Origin of the sequence: Microbulbifer sp. CAU 1566 (genome assembly GCF_023156515.1) — a bacterium.
In the GTDB taxonomy this organism is placed as follows: Bacteria; Pseudomonadota; Gammaproteobacteria; order Pseudomonadales; family Cellvibrionaceae; genus Microbulbifer.
Window position 1 is genome coordinate 204,543 of the sequence record NZ_JALNMG010000002.1, and the last position, 16,557, is coordinate 221,099.

Below are 16,557 nucleotides of genomic sequence, written 5' to 3' on the forward strand. Positions count from 1 at the left end.
TTTTATTCCTGCCGATAAATAAGGTCGATAGGAAAGGCGCTCAATCGAGCGCCTTTTTTGTTCATCGTATTCCGTGCATCCAGGCTAAGCGTCGCACTGGGCAGCGCGGCAACCCGCCTCCATCTCGTCACGGATAATCTGCGCCAACCGCTTCGCGCCTGGCCCGGGTGACTCCTGATCGGCGAAGATCAAATACATCTGCAAATAACGTTCGCTGCCGCCACGGAGCGGTAGTGGTTTCAGTGTGCCTTCCGACAGCTCCTTGCGAATCTTTTCCTCGGGTAGCCAGGCAAAGCCATAGCCGCGGCAGGCTGCGCCGATTGACGTCGCCATATTGGTCACCGTCCAGCGCTGTGCAACCTCTACCGTTGTCGCGCTGCGGTTACGGGTAGAGCTGGAGTCCCGCACAACCAGGTGGCGGTGGCTGCGTAAATCCCGAACCGTCAGCTCACGGCCGAGTTGATGCAGGGGGTGCTCCGGATGCGCGACCGGGATGATGCGGACCTGTCGCGCCAGGGGTTCACCCGAATAGCCCTGGGGGACATGGGGCGATATCGCGAGTTCGACCCGCCCGTCCTGTAAGGCTTCCGGGGCGCCCCCGAGCACCGTTTCATAGAGTTCGATACGGGTTTGCGGACTTTCCCGGCCGAATTGATCCAGGCAATTTAGCAGTAGCCAGGTAGGAAACAGTACTTCAACGGCGATACCAATCTGTGACTCCCAGCCGGCAGAGGCTTTGTGGGCGTCGCGCTCGATATCCGATGCGTCATTCAGAAGCTGTTTGGCGCGGGCGTACAGCATCTGGCCGGTGCTCGTCAGTACGGCTTTTCGCCCCTCGATAGCAAAGGCCTTCATCCCGAGCGTCGATTCCAGCTTCTGAATCGCGTAACTCACAGACGACTGGCTCTTGTGCAGCCGATCCGCGGCCTGCGCGTATCCGCCGGCCTCTACCAGCGCAACCAGGCAGCGCCATTGCTCGAGGCTGATTCTCGGGGTTTGGGTGCTTATCGAATCTGACTGAACTGCCATATATCGGATTTCTAGATAGATTTGAGCATATTTTTATAATTTTTTATCTAATCCATCAATGCTTCAATGAAGTCATCGGGTTATCAGCAGCCCATTGGAGGCACACAAATGACCAAACACACCAGAAAACTTCTCAAAATTCAGACCAGCCTGTTTCAGAACGATGGGCAATCCACCCAGCTGGCCAATCAATTTGCCGACCAGTGGCTCACCGCGAATCCCGGCGGTGAGATTGTTTCCCGCAATCTGGCCGCCAGTCCGGTGCCGCATCTGGATCTGGAGCGCTTTCAGGCCCTCAATAGTGACCCTGCCGAGCGCACGCCGGAACAGCAGGACGTGGTCGACTTTTCCAACACCCTGATTGAAGAAATCAGAGAGGCGGACACGCTGGTATTCGGCATTCCGATGTACAACTTCAGTGTGCCGTCGAGCCTTCACGCCTACTTTGACCATATCGCGCGCGCCGGGGTGACCTTCCAATACACCGAGAACGGTCCGCAGGGTTTACTGACCGGCAAACGTGCCTACGTGGTGATCACCCGTGGGGGGCTGTATGGCGAGGACCATGCGCAAACGAATTTCATCCGCCAGTTCCTTGGATTTATCGGCATAAACGAAGTGGAATTTATCTACGCCGAAGGTTTGGCGATGGGTGATGAGTCGAGAAATGGTGCACTGAGTGCGGCGCGGGAACGACTCTCGCAACTGGCGTGACCTGAGCCGTTAAAAGTTTCATACCTGTAAGCTTTGGGTGACCTCGGTCACCCTTTTTCTGTGGTCGGTCACTGACCCCGGAAGAATATTGGCGACGAAATCTCAGGCCGTTTCGTCAAGAATCGCAAAAGACAGAAATGAGGTAAGCAATCCCAGCCCGACAATAAAGGGCAGCAGAGGAAAGCAGATCATCAGCAGCGATGCGCCAATCCAGAGATTCTTCACCCAGCCCCGTTTAATACGGTAACGGCGGGAATAGCGGCGCAGGTGGCTGTCACCTTCATCAGGCAGCGCAATTTCATTTTCGCGGGGCGCAAAGCTACGCACCAGAAGGGTGCAATAGAAGCGGAGCAACATCCAGAACATATATCCACCACTCGCAAACATCTCCTTCAGTATAGATAGAGGTTTACGAGTGGTTGGTTCTGGGTATCAGAAGTGGGAATTTAACGGTGCGAAGATGCCCTACTGATACCAGCCCAGGCTTTCGCGCAAGGTAACGACACCGCCAATAATCGTGAGCGCTGGCGCTTCCACTTTGTGGGTTTCGGCCAGTTCTGGCAGGGTCGCGATAGTGCCTACAATCACCCGCTGGTCGCGGGTAGTGCCCTTCTCCACCAGTGCTGCCGGTGTGTCGGGGTCCATACCATTGGCCACCAGTTTTTCGGAGATGGTGGGCAGGCCGGTAAGTCCCATGTAGAACACCAGCGTCTGGTTTTTGGTAATCAATTCGTCCCAGGGCAATACCAGGTCACCCTGCTTGAGGTGCCCAGTGATAAAGCGCACGGATTGTGCGTGGTCCCGGTGTGTCAGCGGAATCCCGGAGTAAGCGGAACAGCCAATGGCTGCGGTAATGCCAGGTACCACCTGGAAAGGAATCCCAGCTTCCGCAAGTTTGTCGATTTCTTCACCGCCGCGCCCGAAGACAAAGGGATCCCCACCCTTCAGCCGCAGAACCTTCTTACCTTCTTTCGCCAGGTCCACCAGCAACTGATTGATGTCGTCCTGGGGAACAGAGTGGAACTGCTTCATCTTGCCCACGTAAATGCGCTCGGCATCCCGGCGCACCAGTTCCAGCACCTCGCTCGATACAAGCCGGTCGTACAACACGACGTCCGCTTGTTGCATCAGGCGCAAGGCTCGGAAAGTGAGCAGATCCGGGTCGCCGGGGCCGCCCCCTACCAGATACACCTCACCACTGGCGGCAGGTTTTTGCTCCCAACGCTGAAGTTCTTGCAGCAGCGACGCTTCGGCTTCGGCTTTATGCCCTCGCTCAACCTGGCCGACAATGGGACCGTTGAACACCCAGTGCCAGAAGTCTTTGCGCTGGGCTTCCGGCAAAGCTGCTTTCACCTTGTCGCGCATACGTCCAGCCAGCTCGGCGATCAGTCCGAGGCCGGGCGACAGCAACGTCTCGATCTGCGCGCGCAACATGCGTGTCAGAACCGGTGCAGAGCCGCCACTGGAAATACCAATGGCCACCGGGCCGCGCTCAACAATGGAGGGAAAGGTAAAGGTACAGTGCGCCGGTGAATCCACCACGTTTACCGGCAGGCGCCGGGCGCGGGCATCGGCAGATACCTGCGCATTGACGGCGCTGTCGGCGGTGGCGGCAACCACCATCTCGACATTTTCCAGCAGCTCGCTGCGGTAAGTGCCGACGATGTACTCGCCACCACTGGCGAGAACCAGCTGGCGCAGTTCATCGGTGATATCCGGAGCCACGACCAGCAGGCGGGCCTCCGCTTTATTGAGCAAGCGCGCTTTGCGCGTGGCGATGGAGCCGCCCCCGACAATCAGGCAGGGGCGATTTTTCAAATCAAAAGCGAGAGGCAGGTAACGCAAGGTTCTATTCCATACTGCTAGCCGATCTTGGTCGCGCCCCGCATATAAGGACGCAGTACTTCCGGCACCTCGACACTACCATCGGCCTGTTGATAGTTTTCCAGTACCGCGATCAGCGTACGGCCCACTGCCAGCCCGGACCCATTCAGGGTGTGCAGCAGTTCCGGCTTGCCCGTTTCGGGGTTGCGCCAGCGAGCCTTCATACGCCGGGCCTGGAAGTCGCCCATCAGAGAGCAGGAAGAAATTTCCCGGTATTTATCCTGAGACGGAATCCACACTTCCAGGTCATAGGTTTTGGTTGCCCCGAAACCCATATCGCCACCACACAGCACCACGGTGCGGTATGGCAGGTTCAGTTTCTGCAGAACATTTTCTGCATGACTGGTGAGCTGTTCGAGCGCGTCACTGGATTGATCCGGGCGGGCAAACCACACCAGTTCCACTTTTTCGAACTGGTGCTGCCGAATCATGCCGCGGGTGTCGCGCCCGTGGGAGCCGGCTTCAGAGCGAAAGCAGTTGGTATGGCTGGCAAATTTGTGCGGCAGAGAACTGGCGTCCTCGACGATTTCGTCGCGGTACAAATTGGTCAACGGTACTTCTGCGGTGGGGATGAGGTAGAAACCACGCTCATCCTCCAGCTTGAACAGGTCCTCGGCAAACTTGGGCAGCTGTGAGGTACCGAACAGGGAATCGCTATTTACTATCACCGGCACATTGGCTTCTTTATAGCCGTGCTCTTCTACGTGAAGATCAAGCATGAACTGTGCCAATGCGCGATGCAGGCGGGCCACTTCTCCGCTCATTACCGCGAAGCGGGAACCGGTCAGCTTGGTGGCCACTTCAAAATCCAGACCATTCAGGGCCGCACCCAGATCCACGTGGTCGCGCACTTCAAAGTCGAATTTGCGCGGTGAACCCCAGGTACGCACTTCGACGTTGTCGTCTTCGTCTTTGCCTTCTGGCACCGACGCATCCGGGATGTTGGGGATGGCCAGCAGAATATCATCCAGCTGTTGCTGCAACTCAGACAGGGCCTGCTTGGCTTCTGACAGCTGTCCACCCAGGGATTCGACCTCTTTCAGCAACGGTGCAATGTCTTCACCGGCGGCTTTGGCCCGGCCGATATTCTTGGACTTGCTGTTGCGCTCATTCTGCAGGGACTCAGTGCGGGTCTGCAGTTCCTTGCGCTGCTCTTCGAGCTGCTCCAGTTTGGCTGTGTCCAGCTGCACACCGCGCTTGGTCAGCGCCGCTGCAACGTCGTCGAGTTGGTTACGAATCAGTTTTGGATCGAGCATGGTGTTTTGATTACCGCGTTACAGATATTTCAGTCCCAGTGTGATGGCCGCTGCGGTCGCAGCCAGACACACCAGAAAGCTGGCCACGACATAGGCCAGCGCTATTAAAGGCTGGCCATTGTGCCACAACAGCACAGTTTCCAGCGAGAAGGTCGAAAAGGTGGTGAGCGCCCCGAACAGGCCGGTCATGATCAGTAGCCGCCACTCGTGCCCGAGCATGCCGCGCTCAACGATCATTACGTAAGCAATACCGATCAACAGTGAGCCGGTAACGTTGACGATAAAGGTGCCGAGGGGAATCCGGCCCTCAAAAACCGGGAAGCTCCACAAACCGATCAGATGCCGCAGAATCGCGCCTACGGCACCACCCAGGGCAATCGCAATCCACTGCATCAGGAGCTCCCTATCGATTTTTTAATCGCCGAAAAATGGCGATCATAGCGTTTTTTCGACACTCCAGAGAACTGCCAGGTCGGAATCCGGTTATTTTTGCGGATAGCGCTGTATCGGGCTTTGAAGGTTGAGCGCCTGCAGACGCTTAAGCTTCTCCTCGATTTTGCTTTCCAGGCCGCGATTGACCGGGTGGTAATAGCGTCGCCCGGCAATCGCCTCGGGCAGGTAACACTCTCCAGCGGCGAAGCCGTCTGGCTCGTCGTGGGCATAGCGGTACTCGGCGCCGTGCGCCATCTCTTTTGCCAGTTTGGTTGGGGCATTGCGCAGGTGAATGGGAACCTCGTAGCTGGGCTCCCGGCGGATATCCGCCAGTACGCGCTTGTAGGCACTGTAAACCGCGTTACTTTTCGCCGCGACAGCGAGGTAAGCCACCGCCTGCGCAATCGCCAGCTCCCCTTCCGGGCTGCCCAGCCGCTCCTGGACATCCCAGGCGTTGAGGGCGATTTCCAGGGCTCTGGGGTCGGCATTGCCAATGTCTTCACTGGCCATGCGCACCACGCGGCGCGCCACATAAAGCGGGTCGCAGCCGCCATCAATCATGCGCGCAAACCAGTAGAGCGCGGCATCCGGGTCGGAGCCGCGCACGGACTTGTGCAGTGCGGAAATCTGGTCGTAAAAGTAGTCTCCGCCCTTGTCGAAGCGGCGCACATCCGCGGTCAGCACCTCCGCCAGCACCGCCTCATCAATGACCTGCTGGCCACCCTCTTCCCGCGACAGGTCACAGGCGATTTCCAACAGATTCAGGGCACTGCGGGCATCGCCGTCAGCACTCAGGGTAATTTTGTCGAGCACCGCCGGGGTCATCTGGATATTGCGCGCGCGTAACTCCTCGTCCTCCTGCAGCGCCCGATTCAGCAAGCCAGTCAGCTCTTCCTGACTGAGGCTGCGTAACAGGTAGACCCGGCAGCGGGACAAGAGCGCGTTGTTCAATTCAAAGGACGGATTTTCGGTGGTGGCACCGACAAAGGTAACCGTGCCCTCTTCCACATAAGGCAGGAAGGCATCCTGTTGCGCCTTGTTAAAGCGGTGAACCTCATCCACGAACAGGATGGTGCCGCGCCCGAACTGGGCGCTGTGCTGCTCCGCTTCGGCGACTGCCTGGCGAATTTCCTTGACGCCCGCGAGCACCGCGGAGAGCGTGGCAAAGCGGACATCACACTCTTCGGCCAATAGCCGCGCAAAGGTGGTTTTCCCCACTCCGGGCGGCCCCCAGAGCACCATGGAATGCAGCTGGCCCCGCTCTACCGCCTCGCGCAGGGGTTTACCCTGCCCCAATAAATGCGTCTGGCCCACATAGTGGGCCAGAGTTTGCGGCCGCATACGCGCGGCCAGTGGTTGGTGCAGGGGAGGCGACTGGAAAAGGTCATTCATCGCGGATGATGTCGGTGCCCTTCGGTGGCTTGAAGCGGAAAATGGAATTGGACAGTTTCGGGTTGGCCTTCAGGCCATTGAACTGGATATCGGTGGTCTGACCCATGCCATCGCGTACGGTCATGGCAGAAGGCAGGCCCTTGCCGTCAAAGCGAATCACCATGGACTTGAACGGCGCTGACGCTCTTTTCGGGGTCAGGTAGTAAGCACCCTTCTTGTTTTCCACGCTGAAAGAGCCGCGGATATCTTCGACTTTACCGCCCAGCAGCAGTGCTGGAGTTTCCTTCATGCGATTGTCGACCGGACGAATGGTGACCTGCTCCAGATCCGGATCGTACAGCCAAAGCTTCTTGTTGTCGGTTACCAGTAGCTGCGGGAAGGGCTCACCGGTCTGCCAGCGCAACTTCCCCGGGCGCTCGACGGAAAAATTCCCGCTGCTTTTCTGCAGGGTTTTTCCCTTCTGGTCCTTGAGTGTCTGGCGGAAATTACCGGAGATGGAGCCCAGTGGCTGCAGCAGTCGACTGAGTTCATCACTGGCGTCTGCCGAGGCCCCGTTTGCACCGAAGCCGATACTCAGGGCAACACAGATTGTGCTCAGAATTCGTTTCATAGTGGCCTTCCGTAAACTGTTCGGGAATGTCCTTAAAGCCTAGTCGGCGGCAAGTGAACCCGGCCTGAACCGGGTGCAATTGCGACGAAAAGTTTTACGCCGGCGGCGGCGCCAGGACTTCGCGGTTGCCATTGGCCTGCTGTGGCGATACCACGCCGGCGGCTTCCATGGCCTCGATCATGCGGGCGGCGCGATTGTAGCCGATGCGCAGCTGGCGCTGCACGGAGGAAATGGAGGCTTTGCGCGATTTGGTCACAAATGCCACAGCCTCGTCGTAGAGGGCATCCGCTTCCGGGTCGTCTTCCCCGCCCTCAGTCGCCATTCCCGGTACCGGAATACTGTTATTGGCATCGTCGACAATGCCGTCAATGTACTCTGGCTCGCCGCGGCGACACCAGTCTGCCACAACCTGGTGCACCTCATGGTCATCCACAAAGGCACCGTGCACCCTTATGGGGACCGCCGTACCCGGCGGCAGGTATAGCATATCGCCGTGCCCGAGCAGCTGTTCTGCGCCCCCCTGATCCAAAATGGTGCGAGAATCGACTTTGGAAGAAACCTGGAAGGCCATGCGGGTTGGTACGTTCGCTTTGATCAGGCCGGTAATCACATCCACAGAGGGCCGCTGGGTCGCCAGTAGCAGGTGAATCCCCGCCGCCCGCGCCTTTTGCGCGATACGGGCGATCAGCTGCTCAACCTTCTTGCCAACGATCATCATCATGTCGGCAAATTCGTCGATAACCACAACTACCGCCGGTAACGGCTTGAGGTGCGGTGCGGTCTGTTCAGCCTCCGGAACGCTGGACATGGGGTCTGGCTGCCAAATCGGGTCTACCAGCGGTTCACCAGCCGCAATCGCATCCTTAATCTTGCGGTTGAAGCCGGCCAGGTTGCGCACACCCATGGCGGCCATCAGTTTGTAGCGTCGTTCCATCTCGCCAACACACCAGCGCAGGCCATTGGCCGCGTCGTTCATGTCAGTGATGACCGGCGTCAGGAGGTGCGGGATTCCCTCGTAAACCGAGAGCTCCAGCATTTTCGGGTCCACCAGAATCAGCCGCACTTCGTCCGGGGTGGATTTGTACAGCAGGCTGAGCAACATCACATTGATGCCCACGGACTTACCGGAACCCGTAGTACCGGCCACCAGCAGGTGCGGCATCTTCGCGAGATCCGCCACCACCGGCTGCCCGGCGATATCGTGGCCCAGCGCCAGGGTCAGCGCTGAGCCGGCCTTTTCATACACCTCTGCACCCAAAACCTCGGAGAGGCGCACCATCTGGCGATTTTCATTGGGTATCTCAATACCCACCACCGATTTGCCAGGAATCACCTCCACCACCCGCACACTGATGACCGCCAGGGAGCGGGCCAGGTCTTTGGCGAGATTGGTGATACGGCTGACTTTTACCCCGGGAGCGGGCTGTATCTCAAAGCGGGTCACTACCGGCCCCGGCAGAACCGAGACCACTTCCGCCACTACCCCGAAGTCCTTGAGTTTCAATTCCAGCAGGCGTGACAGGGCCTCCAGCGCTTCGCGGGAGAAACCAGCTTTCTTGTTGGTATCCGGTGAATCCAGTAGTGACAGCGGCGGCAGTGTGCCGGTTACCGGCCCCTTGAACAGCTCGCCCTGCTTCTCTTTGCTGGCTCGCGGGCTCTGCTTGACCGGCGGCGCGGCCGGTTCGATTTTTGGCGGTATCCGTTTGGCGGTGCGCTGCTTTTCCTCTTCTACCGCCGCCTTGCGAACCACGATGGCCTCCCGTGCCACCCGTTTCTCTTCCCGCTCTTGCCGCGCATGCGCCATTCGGCTGGCCAGCCAGCCGAATACAAACAGCACGCTGCGGCCAATATCCTCAAACAACTTGAGCCAGGACATGCCGGTGAAGACGGTAACCCCAATGGCAAACATCGCGAGCAACAGAATCGTGGCGCCCACGTAGCCGAGCCCGGTCTCCATAAAATTGGATATCGATGCGCCGATGATGCCGCCATTGGAAAATGGCAACGGTTGGTGGGATTCGCTAAAACACAAGGTAGCCAGAGCGGCGCCCGACAGCAGCAGCACAATCAGGCCGCCAACGCGCAGCGCGAATAAGGGACCGTGAAAGCGGGCGTTTTTATCCCGCAATATGCGGAAGGCTCGCCAACCAATCAGAATCGGGAACAGGTACGCCATCCAGCCCAGCAGCGACAGAAACACGTCGGCAACCCAGGCGCCAGTGGGGCCAATCGCATTGTTGATGCCACTACCGTGCCCGGTGTGCGACCAGCCGGGGTCCTGGGGGCTATAGCTGAGCAGGCTTATACCCGCCAGCAACGCGCCAGCCAGCAGTGCGATAAGGGCACCTTCGCGCAAAATTCGCGCAATCAGGGAATCCGGGATGCTACCTGCGGATTCACTATCACTTTCAGCCTTCAATGGCTTACCTCGATCATCACGGGATTTATCAGGATTATATGGGCGCTCACAGCGCCAAAGCTTCTGTGTACTACAGCCTTGGGGCAATTGCTACCGCGAGCACAGCTTAGAAAACACTTTAACTTTAGATTTTATTATTTAAAACAAATACTTACAGGCACTAATTCACGCAATTTGTAGAAGTCTGTAGAAGAATCTCACGTGGGCCTGAACACCCTTGACCTTGCCGCATATATGGCGGCGAACCCTCCCAGTCATTTGATGAGCCTATAAAAGGGTGCAATCAGATAAATAAGCCCAAACTATTTGGAAGCATTAGAGGCTTTCCCCTATCATTGCCCGCAATTTTGACACTGGCAGTCTATGCCGCTGCATTTCTTAGGCTGCCTTAGACACCGTTTCATCCATTGACGCCTTAAAATTCGAAGTATTGTGAGTCCAGTCATGAGCAACCATCACCGTCTGATCATTCTCGGCTCCGGCCCTGCCGGCTACACCGCTGCCATTTACGCGGCTCGCGCCAACCTGAATCCGGTAGTGATTACCGGAATGCAGCAAGGCGGCCAGCTGACCACCACCACCGAAGTCGAAAACTGGCCGGGTGGCGTACACGACCTTCAGGGCCCGGACCTGATGGTTCAGATGCAGCAGCACGCTGAGCGTTTCGACACCAACATCATCTTCGACCACATCCACGAAGTAGACCTCAAGCAGCGCCCCTTCACCCTGAAAGGGAACGAGACCTACACCTGCGATGCCCTGATCATCTGCACCGGCGCTTCCGCGCAGTACCTTGGCCTGCCCTCTGAAGAAGCCTTCCAGGGACGTGGCGTCAGTGCCTGCGCGACCTGCGACGGATTCTTCTACCGCGACCAGAAAGTCGTTGTGGTCGGTGGTGGTAATACCGCCGTGGAAGAAGCGCTGTATCTGTCAAACATCGCTAGCGAAGTGACCCTGGTACACCGCCGCGACAGCCTGCGCGCGGAAAAAATCCTGCAGGATCGCCTGCTGGAAAAAGCCGAAAACGGCAACATCAATCTCTGCTGGCACCACACCCTCGATGAGGTGCTGGGTGACGATAACGGGGTTACCGGTGTGCGCCTGAAGAATGTACAGGACGGCTCTACTAAAGAAGTTGAGGTTTCCGGTGTATTTATTGCCATCGGCCACAAGCCCAATACCGACATCTTTGAAGGTCAGCTGGAAATGAACGGTGGCTATATCGTTGTGGAAAGCGGCTTGCACGGCAACGCCACCCAGACTTCCATCCCGGGTGTATTTGCCGCGGGTGATGTCTCCGACCACATTTACCGTCAGGCAGTAACGTCTGCCGGCACCGGCTGTATGGCCGCTCTGGATGCTGAGCGCTTCCTCGACGCCCAGTAAGAAGACCGCCAATGCTCGCGTGAGCATTGCGTGACGAAAGCAGGCGGCCTTGTGCCGCCTGTTTTTTTGGTGAGCCACCCGGCCTCTGCCTATCTGTTATTCTGCCCCGCTCTCCAGTAATCAACTTTGAGCAATCAATTTCGAACCACCAGTCTCGAACAACGACATTGAGGCGCAGTTTTGACCAGTAGCACCGATGAGATCCTTACCCTGCTCGACCCGGACAATATTGCATTTCCGGAAACCAGCAAGGCCCTGGATGATCCAAACGGCTTACTCGCTGTTGGCGGCGACCTCACGCCAGAATGGCTCCTGGCGGCCTATAGGAAAGGAATTTTCCCCTGGTTTTCGGACGACCAGCCAATTCTCTGGTGGTCTCCCTCCCCTCGCTGCGTGGTTCGACCACAATCTCTTGTATTCAGCCGCAGCCTGCGCAAGGTGATTCGGCAGGCGCGCTACCAGGTAACCTTTGATCAAGCATTTGAGGCAGTACTCGACGGCTGCGCCGCGCCCCGGGCAAGCGAGTCCGGCACCTGGATTACCGACGATATGCGTGAGGCATATCTTGATATGCACCAGCTGGGGTACGCGCACTCGGTCGAAACCTGGTCCAATGGGGAGCTGGTGGGCGGACTTTACGGGCTTGCCATCGGCAAAGTGTTCTTCGGTGAATCCATGTTTCACCGCGCAACCGATGCGTCAAAAGTGGCATTCGCCTATCTGGTACGGCAGGTGGCACACTGGGGTGGTCAGCTGATCGACTGCCAGGTGAGCAACCCACACCTGGCCAGTCTTGGTGCCGAGGAAATGTCGCGGGCTGACTTTGAATCGCTACTGCGTACCGGCCTCGGTGATTCAGCTAACTCAGCTGACACGGAAGGCACACAGGAACCCGAGTTTCCTCACCTCTGGCCCAGCAGTCCATCGCCGGAGCTATTCGAATCGATGTGAACTTCTCGTAAAGTCGCGCACAGTATCTGAGGCGTCCATTTGTATTTTTTGTGACCGCAAATTACCCTCTGGTTTGATCCTCCGAGAGCAGTTGACCTGAGAAATGCGTGGAGCCATTGATATCGTGAATAGAACGACCCGCCGACCGGCCTACCCTGCTTCCATCCGCGATCGGGGTGTAGAGCCGCATACCGGCAAATTTCACATCAGGTTCACCAAGTCATGAGCCAGTTCTCCCAGCTGGATTCGGTGCGACTACTGGCCACCCTGCCCCACCCTTGCGGCTACCTGGATGACCAGGAAGCCACGACCGTTTTCGTGGATCCACAAACCCCCGTTGACCAGCGCCTCTATAGCCGTTTGTCAGAAATGGGCTTTCGGCGCAGCGGCAATTACCTGTATCGCCCGCAGTGCACACACTGCCAGGCGTGCATTCCCGCCAGGGTGCCGGTGGACTTATTCATTCCGAATCGCAACCAGCGACGCTGCTGGCGCCGGAACCGCGACCTGGATGTATTTCACCTGAAAGACATCGATACCGATGAACATTACGGGCTGTACGCGCGCTATATAGAGCAACGCCATGGCGATGGGGAAATGTACCCGCCCAGTCGCGACCAGTTCCGCAGTTTTCTGAACAACGCCTGGGGTAGCACGCGCTATCTGGAGTTTCGTGCGCGGGGGCGCCTGATTGCCACGGCCGTTACCGATGTGCTGAGTACCGGCGTTTCTGCGATTTACACCTTTTACGATCCTGACGAAATCAAGCGCAGTCTCGGCAGCTATTCCGTGCTGTATCAAATTGAATGGGCTCGCCGCCTTGGGCTCCCCAGCCTTTACCTGGGCTACTGGATAGCCCAGTGCCAAAAGATGGCCTACAAGAGCCAGTTCCAGCCTTTGGAAATCCTTCAGAACAACCGCTGGTCCCTGAAATCCGACTAAACTTTCCAGCAACAAGGTACCGGTCAGTAACAAGGTGCCGGAGCTCCAGTCCGGCAGTATCCTCAGGGGAAACCAGCCGGTCGCCTAATCCGGTTAGGTTCTTGTATTTAATACCGGCCGACGGTCATACAGGTGTCCTGAACACAAGTCTCACGGTAAGGCGTGGTTTCGCTTGGCCTGTCATCACTTTTCGTGCAAAATGCACGCCCGTCGTACCGCTGGGTCCCCCTTGAACTGAAATCGTTCACTTGAATGGGCCGAATTTTAAGGCGGAAAAGCTAGTACAAATTACTCAAAGGTTGCTGCGCCGCATGGCAAAAGACGATTACATTGAAATGGAAGGCGAGGTCATCGACACCCTGCCAAATACCACATTCCGCGTGAAACTCGAAAATGGACATGTGGTAATCGCACACATTTCCGGCAAGATGCGCAAAAACTACATCCGCATCTTAACGGGCGATAAGGTTAAGGTTGAATTGACACCCTATGACCTGAGCAAGGGCCGAATTACTTACCGCGCCCGCTAAATTGCCAGCCGGCCTCGGTCGGCCATTGTGCTCAGCGCCCTGCTCCGCAGGCGCGGCACATAAAAAAGCCACCATACGGTGGCTTTTTTCGTTGCGGCTAGTGGCTCTTTAGCCTTTAGTCATCGCAGGTTTAGTGAAGAGCCGGTACCGCCGTCCTGATTTTCAGCTGGTCGTCTTCAACGGTGACTTCCACTTTACCACCCTCCTCCGACAACTCACCAAAGAGTACGGCTTCCGCCAGCGGTTTGCGCAGCTTCTCGCGAATCAGGCGAGCCATCGGGCGCGCGCCCATCTTCTCATCGTAACCATTCACAGCGAGCCATTCCCGCGCTTCGCTATCGACTTCGAGGGTGACCCTGGATTCGTCCAGCTGCGCCTGCAGCTCCACAACAAATTTGTCCACCACCGTTTTGACCACCTCAAGATCCAGTGCACCGAACTGGATGATGCTGTCGAGCCGGTTACGGAATTCCGGAGTGAACATTTTCTTGATCTCCTCCATTCCATCACTGCTGTGATCCTGATTGGCGAAGCCAATGGAGCGGCGGCTCATTACTTCGGCACCGGCGTTGGTCGTCATGATCACGATAACGTTGCGGAAATCCGCCTTGCGGCCGTTGTTATCCGTCAGTGTGCCGTGGTCCATGACCTGCAGTAACAGGTTGAAGACTTCCGGGTGCGCTTTTTCAATTTCATCAAGCAGCACGACACTGTGGGGATGCTTGGTCACAGCGTCCGTAAGCAGGCCTCCCTGGTCAAAGCCGACATAGCCGGGAGGTGCACCAATCAGGCGTGAAACCGTGTGGCGCTCCATGTACTCAGACATGTCAAAACGAATCAGCTCTATACCCATCACCTGAGCCAGTTGGCGACAGAGCTCGGTCTTGCCGACACCGGTGGGGCCCGCGAACAGGAAGGATCCTATGGGCTTTTCTTCCGCGCCAAGGCCAGCACGGGAGAGCTTGATGGAGGTGCTGAGTGCCTCAATGGCCTGATCCTGTCCGAACACCACCATTTTGAGATTGTCATCAAGCTTGGCCAGGGCCGCCTTATCGGAAGCGGAAACGCTCTTGGCCGGAATCCGTGCCATTTTTGCCACCACATTTTCAATCTCGGTGACAGAAATGGTGTCTTTACGCTGCTCTGGCGGTTGTAGCGCCTGGTAGGCACCGGCCTCATCAATTACATCAATGGCTTTGTCTGGCAGGAACCGTTCGGTGATATGGCGATTGGCCAGCTGCGCGGCCGCTTCCAGTGCAGAGTCGGTAAAACGCACCTTGTGGTGGTCTTCAAAGCAGGTCTTGAGTCCCTGCAGAATCTGAACTGTCTCCTCCACGGAGGGCTCATGCACGTCAATTTTCTGGAATCGGCGTGATAAGGCACGATCTTTCTCAAAAATGCCGCGATATTCGTTAAAGGTGGTGGAACCTATGCAGCGGAGCTGACCGCTAGAAAGCAGCGGCTTCAGCAGGTTGGATGCATCCATGACACCACCGGAGGCAGCACCGGCACCGATAATGGTGTGGATTTCATCAATGAACAGCACCGCATGTTCACGCTTCTTGAGCTCCGCCAGCAGCGCCTTGAACCGTTTTTCAAAGTCACCGCGGTATTTGGTACCGGCAAGCAGTGAGCCGAGATCAAGGGAGTAAATTGTGCTTTCTTTCAGCGGCTCGGGCACTTCGCCGTCCACAATGCGTCGCGCCAGGCCTTCGGCGATGGCCGTTTTACCAACGCCGGACTCGCCCACCAGCAGCGGATTGTTTTTGCGCCGGCGAGCCAGAATCTGGGTAACGCGCTCTACTTCTGGCGCGCGACCCACCAAGGGATCGATACGACCGAGAATGGCTTCCTGGTTAAGGTTTGTGGAATAGCTTTCCAGCGGATCAGAGCCACCGGACTCGGAAGCTGCGCCGAGATCTTCGTCCACCTGCTCGGGAGAGGGATCGGGGTTGTTGTGGGTGTTGTTGCCGCCAGAGCTGACACGAGAGATGCCGTGGGTGATGTAATTCACGACATCAATACGGGCAACACTCTGCTGCTTGAGGTAATAAACCGCCTGGCTTTCCTGTTCACAGAATATTGCGACCAGTACATTCGCACCGGTCACCTCTTTTTTACCGGAGGACTGGACGTGAAAAACTGCCCGCTGCAACACGCGCTGAAAGCCGAGGGTGGGCTGGGTTTCCCGCTCGGTGTCATTTTCGGGAATAAGTGGTGTGGTTGAGTCCACAAACTCGAGCAACTCCCGGCGCAATGCACTCAGGTCTGCACCACAGGCATGTAGGACATCAGCCGCTGATTCGTTGTCCAGCAGCGCCAGCAGCAGGTGCTCTACGGTCATGAACTCGTGGCGTTTCGCCCGTGCACCTTTGAACGCTAGATTGAGCGTTACCTCTAAATCCTTGCTGAGCATCTAAACCTCAAACCTTACTGGCCAATGTCATCCGGGCTTTTTTGGCAAACGCCCGGTATTCCTGAGTTGCGGCGCCGGATAACCGGCCGGAAAATCGCACCTGGAGCTGATACTGCAGGCGCTGGAACAGTTGCTTTACCCCTCTTCGCCGTGTTCATCCTGTTCGTCCGCCTCGATCTCACACAACAGCGGATGCTCGTGATCTCTTGCGAACTGATTTACCTGTGCGGCCTTTGTTTCCGCTATATCTCGAGTATAGACACCACAGATGGCTTTTCCCTTAGTGTGCACCTGTAACATCAGTTGCGTGGCGCGCTCACGATTCACATAAAAGAAAAGCTCCAGCGCCTCAACCACAAACTCCATGGGCGTGTAGTCGTCATTGAGCATGACCACTTTGTACATTGGCGGTCGCTTGAGTCGAGGCTTGGCCTCGGCCAGTGCGGTGCCACCCTCCGCACCGTGAAAGTAGTGATCGTCACCACCCTCGCCTTCGTTCGAGTGTAGTTTAATGATTTGTGATTTTCCCATAGTGCCAGTCAATCAGAATTGCGGAATCAGTTCACAGTGCTGGCGCCCCCATTATTGGTAGCAAG

The 16,557-nt window shown here is 57.0% G+C and carries 15 protein-coding genes; 5 read left to right on the forward strand and 10 right to left on the reverse strand.

The window, feature by feature from the left end; all coding sequences use genetic code 11:
- Positions 1 to 84 precede the first annotated feature (84 nt).
- Positions 85 to 1,029, reverse strand: a complete 945-nt coding sequence (locus tag M0G74_RS06015; RefSeq protein WP_248215615.1) for a LysR family transcriptional regulator — start codon at positions 1,027 to 1,029, stop codon at positions 85 to 87.
- A gap of 108 nt (positions 1,030 to 1,137) precedes the next feature.
- On the opposite strand from M0G74_RS06015, the gene M0G74_RS06020 reads away from it, so the two are divergent.
- Positions 1,138 to 1,743, forward strand: a complete 606-nt coding sequence (locus M0G74_RS06020; RefSeq protein ID WP_248215617.1) for an NAD(P)H-dependent oxidoreductase — start codon at positions 1,138 to 1,140, stop codon at positions 1,741 to 1,743.
- 102 nt (positions 1,744 to 1,845) lie between these two features.
- Here M0G74_RS06020 and M0G74_RS06025 read toward each other — a convergent pair whose 3' ends face one another.
- The 7 genes from M0G74_RS06025 to M0G74_RS06055 all read right to left on the reverse strand — a co-directional run bounded on the left by M0G74_RS06025 (position 1,846) and on the right by M0G74_RS06055 (position 9,736).
- Positions 1,846 to 2,109 (reverse strand): hypothetical protein, encoded by a 264-nt coding sequence (locus tag M0G74_RS06025; RefSeq protein WP_160153663.1) that lies wholly within the window; start codon positions 2,107 to 2,109, stop codon positions 1,846 to 1,848.
- Between the two features lie 99 nt (positions 2,110 to 2,208).
- Entirely contained in the window at positions 2,209 to 3,588 is a 1,380-nt protein-coding gene (gene cysG / locus M0G74_RS06030; protein WP_160153662.1) for a siroheme synthase CysG, read from the reverse strand.
- 17 nt (positions 3,589 to 3,605) lie between these two features.
- Positions 3,606 to 4,883, reverse strand: coding sequence for a serine--tRNA ligase (gene serS, locus M0G74_RS06035; protein WP_160153661.1), 1,278 nt, complete (start codon positions 4,881 to 4,883; stop codon positions 3,606 to 3,608).
- 18 nt (positions 4,884 to 4,901) lie between these two features.
- Complete coding sequence (gene crcB / locus M0G74_RS06040) at positions 4,902 to 5,276, reverse strand: fluoride efflux transporter CrcB (protein ID WP_160153660.1); 375 nt, start codon at positions 5,274 to 5,276, stop codon at positions 4,902 to 4,904.
- Positions 5,277 to 5,366: 90 nt separating this feature from the next.
- Complete coding sequence (locus M0G74_RS06045; protein WP_248215619.1) at positions 5,367 to 6,707, reverse strand: replication-associated recombination protein A; 1,341 nt, start codon at positions 6,705 to 6,707, stop codon at positions 5,367 to 5,369.
- Entirely contained in the window at positions 6,700 to 7,317 is a 618-nt protein-coding gene (lolA, locus tag M0G74_RS06050; RefSeq protein WP_160153658.1) for an outer membrane lipoprotein chaperone LolA, read from the reverse strand. Before lolA ends, M0G74_RS06045 begins: the two co-directional genes overlap by 8 nt.
- Before the next feature lie 94 nt (positions 7,318 to 7,411).
- Positions 7,412 to 9,736 carry a DNA translocase FtsK gene (locus tag M0G74_RS06055; RefSeq protein ID WP_248215622.1) on the reverse strand — a complete coding sequence of 775 codons (2,325 nt, stop codon included), beginning with the start codon at positions 9,734 to 9,736 and terminating at the stop codon, positions 7,412 to 7,414.
- A gap of 444 nt (positions 9,737 to 10,180) precedes the next feature.
- Between M0G74_RS06055 and trxB the strand changes: the two genes are divergently transcribed.
- From trxB to infA, 4 genes are all read left to right on the forward strand, one after another.
- Complete coding sequence (gene trxB / locus M0G74_RS06060; RefSeq protein WP_160153656.1) at positions 10,181 to 11,122, forward strand: thioredoxin-disulfide reductase; 942 nt, start codon at positions 10,181 to 10,183, stop codon at positions 11,120 to 11,122.
- A gap of 180 nt (positions 11,123 to 11,302) precedes the next feature.
- The gene (aat, locus tag M0G74_RS06065; protein WP_248215623.1) at positions 11,303 to 12,073 is read left to right on the forward strand and encodes a leucyl/phenylalanyl-tRNA--protein transferase; all 771 of its coding nucleotides are present in this window, start codon (positions 11,303 to 11,305) and stop codon (positions 12,071 to 12,073) included.
- Positions 12,074 to 12,295: 222 nt separating this feature from the next.
- Positions 12,296 to 13,015, forward strand: coding sequence for an arginyltransferase (locus M0G74_RS06070; RefSeq protein WP_248215624.1), 720 nt, complete (start codon positions 12,296 to 12,298; stop codon positions 13,013 to 13,015).
- 311 nt (positions 13,016 to 13,326) lie between these two features.
- Positions 13,327 to 13,545, forward strand: a complete 219-nt coding sequence (infA, locus tag M0G74_RS06075; protein WP_010130378.1) for a translation initiation factor IF-1 — start codon at positions 13,327 to 13,329, stop codon at positions 13,543 to 13,545.
- 130 nt (positions 13,546 to 13,675) lie between these two features.
- On the opposite strand, the gene clpA is transcribed toward infA, so the two are convergent.
- A complete protein-coding gene (clpA, locus tag M0G74_RS06080) occupies positions 13,676 to 15,961 on the reverse strand; it encodes an ATP-dependent Clp protease ATP-binding subunit ClpA (RefSeq protein WP_248215626.1) in 2,286 nt (761 codons plus the stop codon).
- 135 nt (positions 15,962 to 16,096) lie between these two features.
- The gene (gene clpS, locus M0G74_RS06085; RefSeq protein ID WP_160153653.1) at positions 16,097 to 16,492 is read right to left on the reverse strand and encodes an ATP-dependent Clp protease adapter ClpS; all 396 of its coding nucleotides are present in this window, start codon (positions 16,490 to 16,492) and stop codon (positions 16,097 to 16,099) included.
- Positions 16,493 to 16,557 lie beyond the last annotated feature (65 nt).

Excerpts from the sequence above, each read along its gene's own strand:
- serS (WP_160153661.1), bottom strand. The coding sequence starts at position 4,883 with ATGCTCGATCCAAAACTGATTCGTAACCAACTCGACGACGTTGCAGCG.
- crcB (WP_160153660.1), bottom strand. The coding sequence starts at position 5,276 with ATGCAGTGGATTGCGATTGCCCTGGGTGGTGCCGTAGGCGCGATTCTG.
- M0G74_RS06070 (WP_248215624.1), top strand. The coding sequence starts at position 12,296 with ATGAGCCAGTTCTCCCAGCTGGATTCGGTGCGACTACTGGCCACCCTG.
- lolA (WP_160153658.1), bottom strand. The coding sequence starts at position 7,317 with ATGAAACGAATTCTGAGCACAATCTGTGTTGCCCTGAGTATCGGCTTC.
- trxB (WP_160153656.1), top strand. The coding sequence starts at position 10,181 with ATGAGCAACCATCACCGTCTGATCATTCTCGGCTCCGGCCCTGCCGGC.
- M0G74_RS06025 (WP_160153663.1), bottom strand. The coding sequence starts at position 2,109 with ATGTTCTGGATGTTGCTCCGCTTCTATTGCACCCTTCTGGTGCGTAGC.
- M0G74_RS06045 (WP_248215619.1), bottom strand. The coding sequence starts at position 6,707 with ATGAATGACCTTTTCCAGTCGCCTCCCCTGCACCAACCACTGGCCGCG.
- clpA (WP_248215626.1), bottom strand. The coding sequence starts at position 15,961 with ATGCTCAGCAAGGATTTAGAGGTAACGCTCAATCTAGCGTTCAAAGGT.
- clpS (WP_160153653.1), bottom strand. The coding sequence starts at position 16,492 with ATGGGAAAATCACAAATCATTAAACTACACTCGAACGAAGGCGAGGGT.
- M0G74_RS06015 (WP_248215615.1), bottom strand. The coding sequence starts at position 1,029 with ATGGCAGTTCAGTCAGATTCGATAAGCACCCAAACCCCGAGAATCAGC.
- infA (WP_010130378.1), top strand. The coding sequence starts at position 13,327 with ATGGCAAAAGACGATTACATTGAAATGGAAGGCGAGGTCATCGACACC.
- M0G74_RS06020 (WP_248215617.1), top strand. The coding sequence starts at position 1,138 with ATGACCAAACACACCAGAAAACTTCTCAAAATTCAGACCAGCCTGTTT.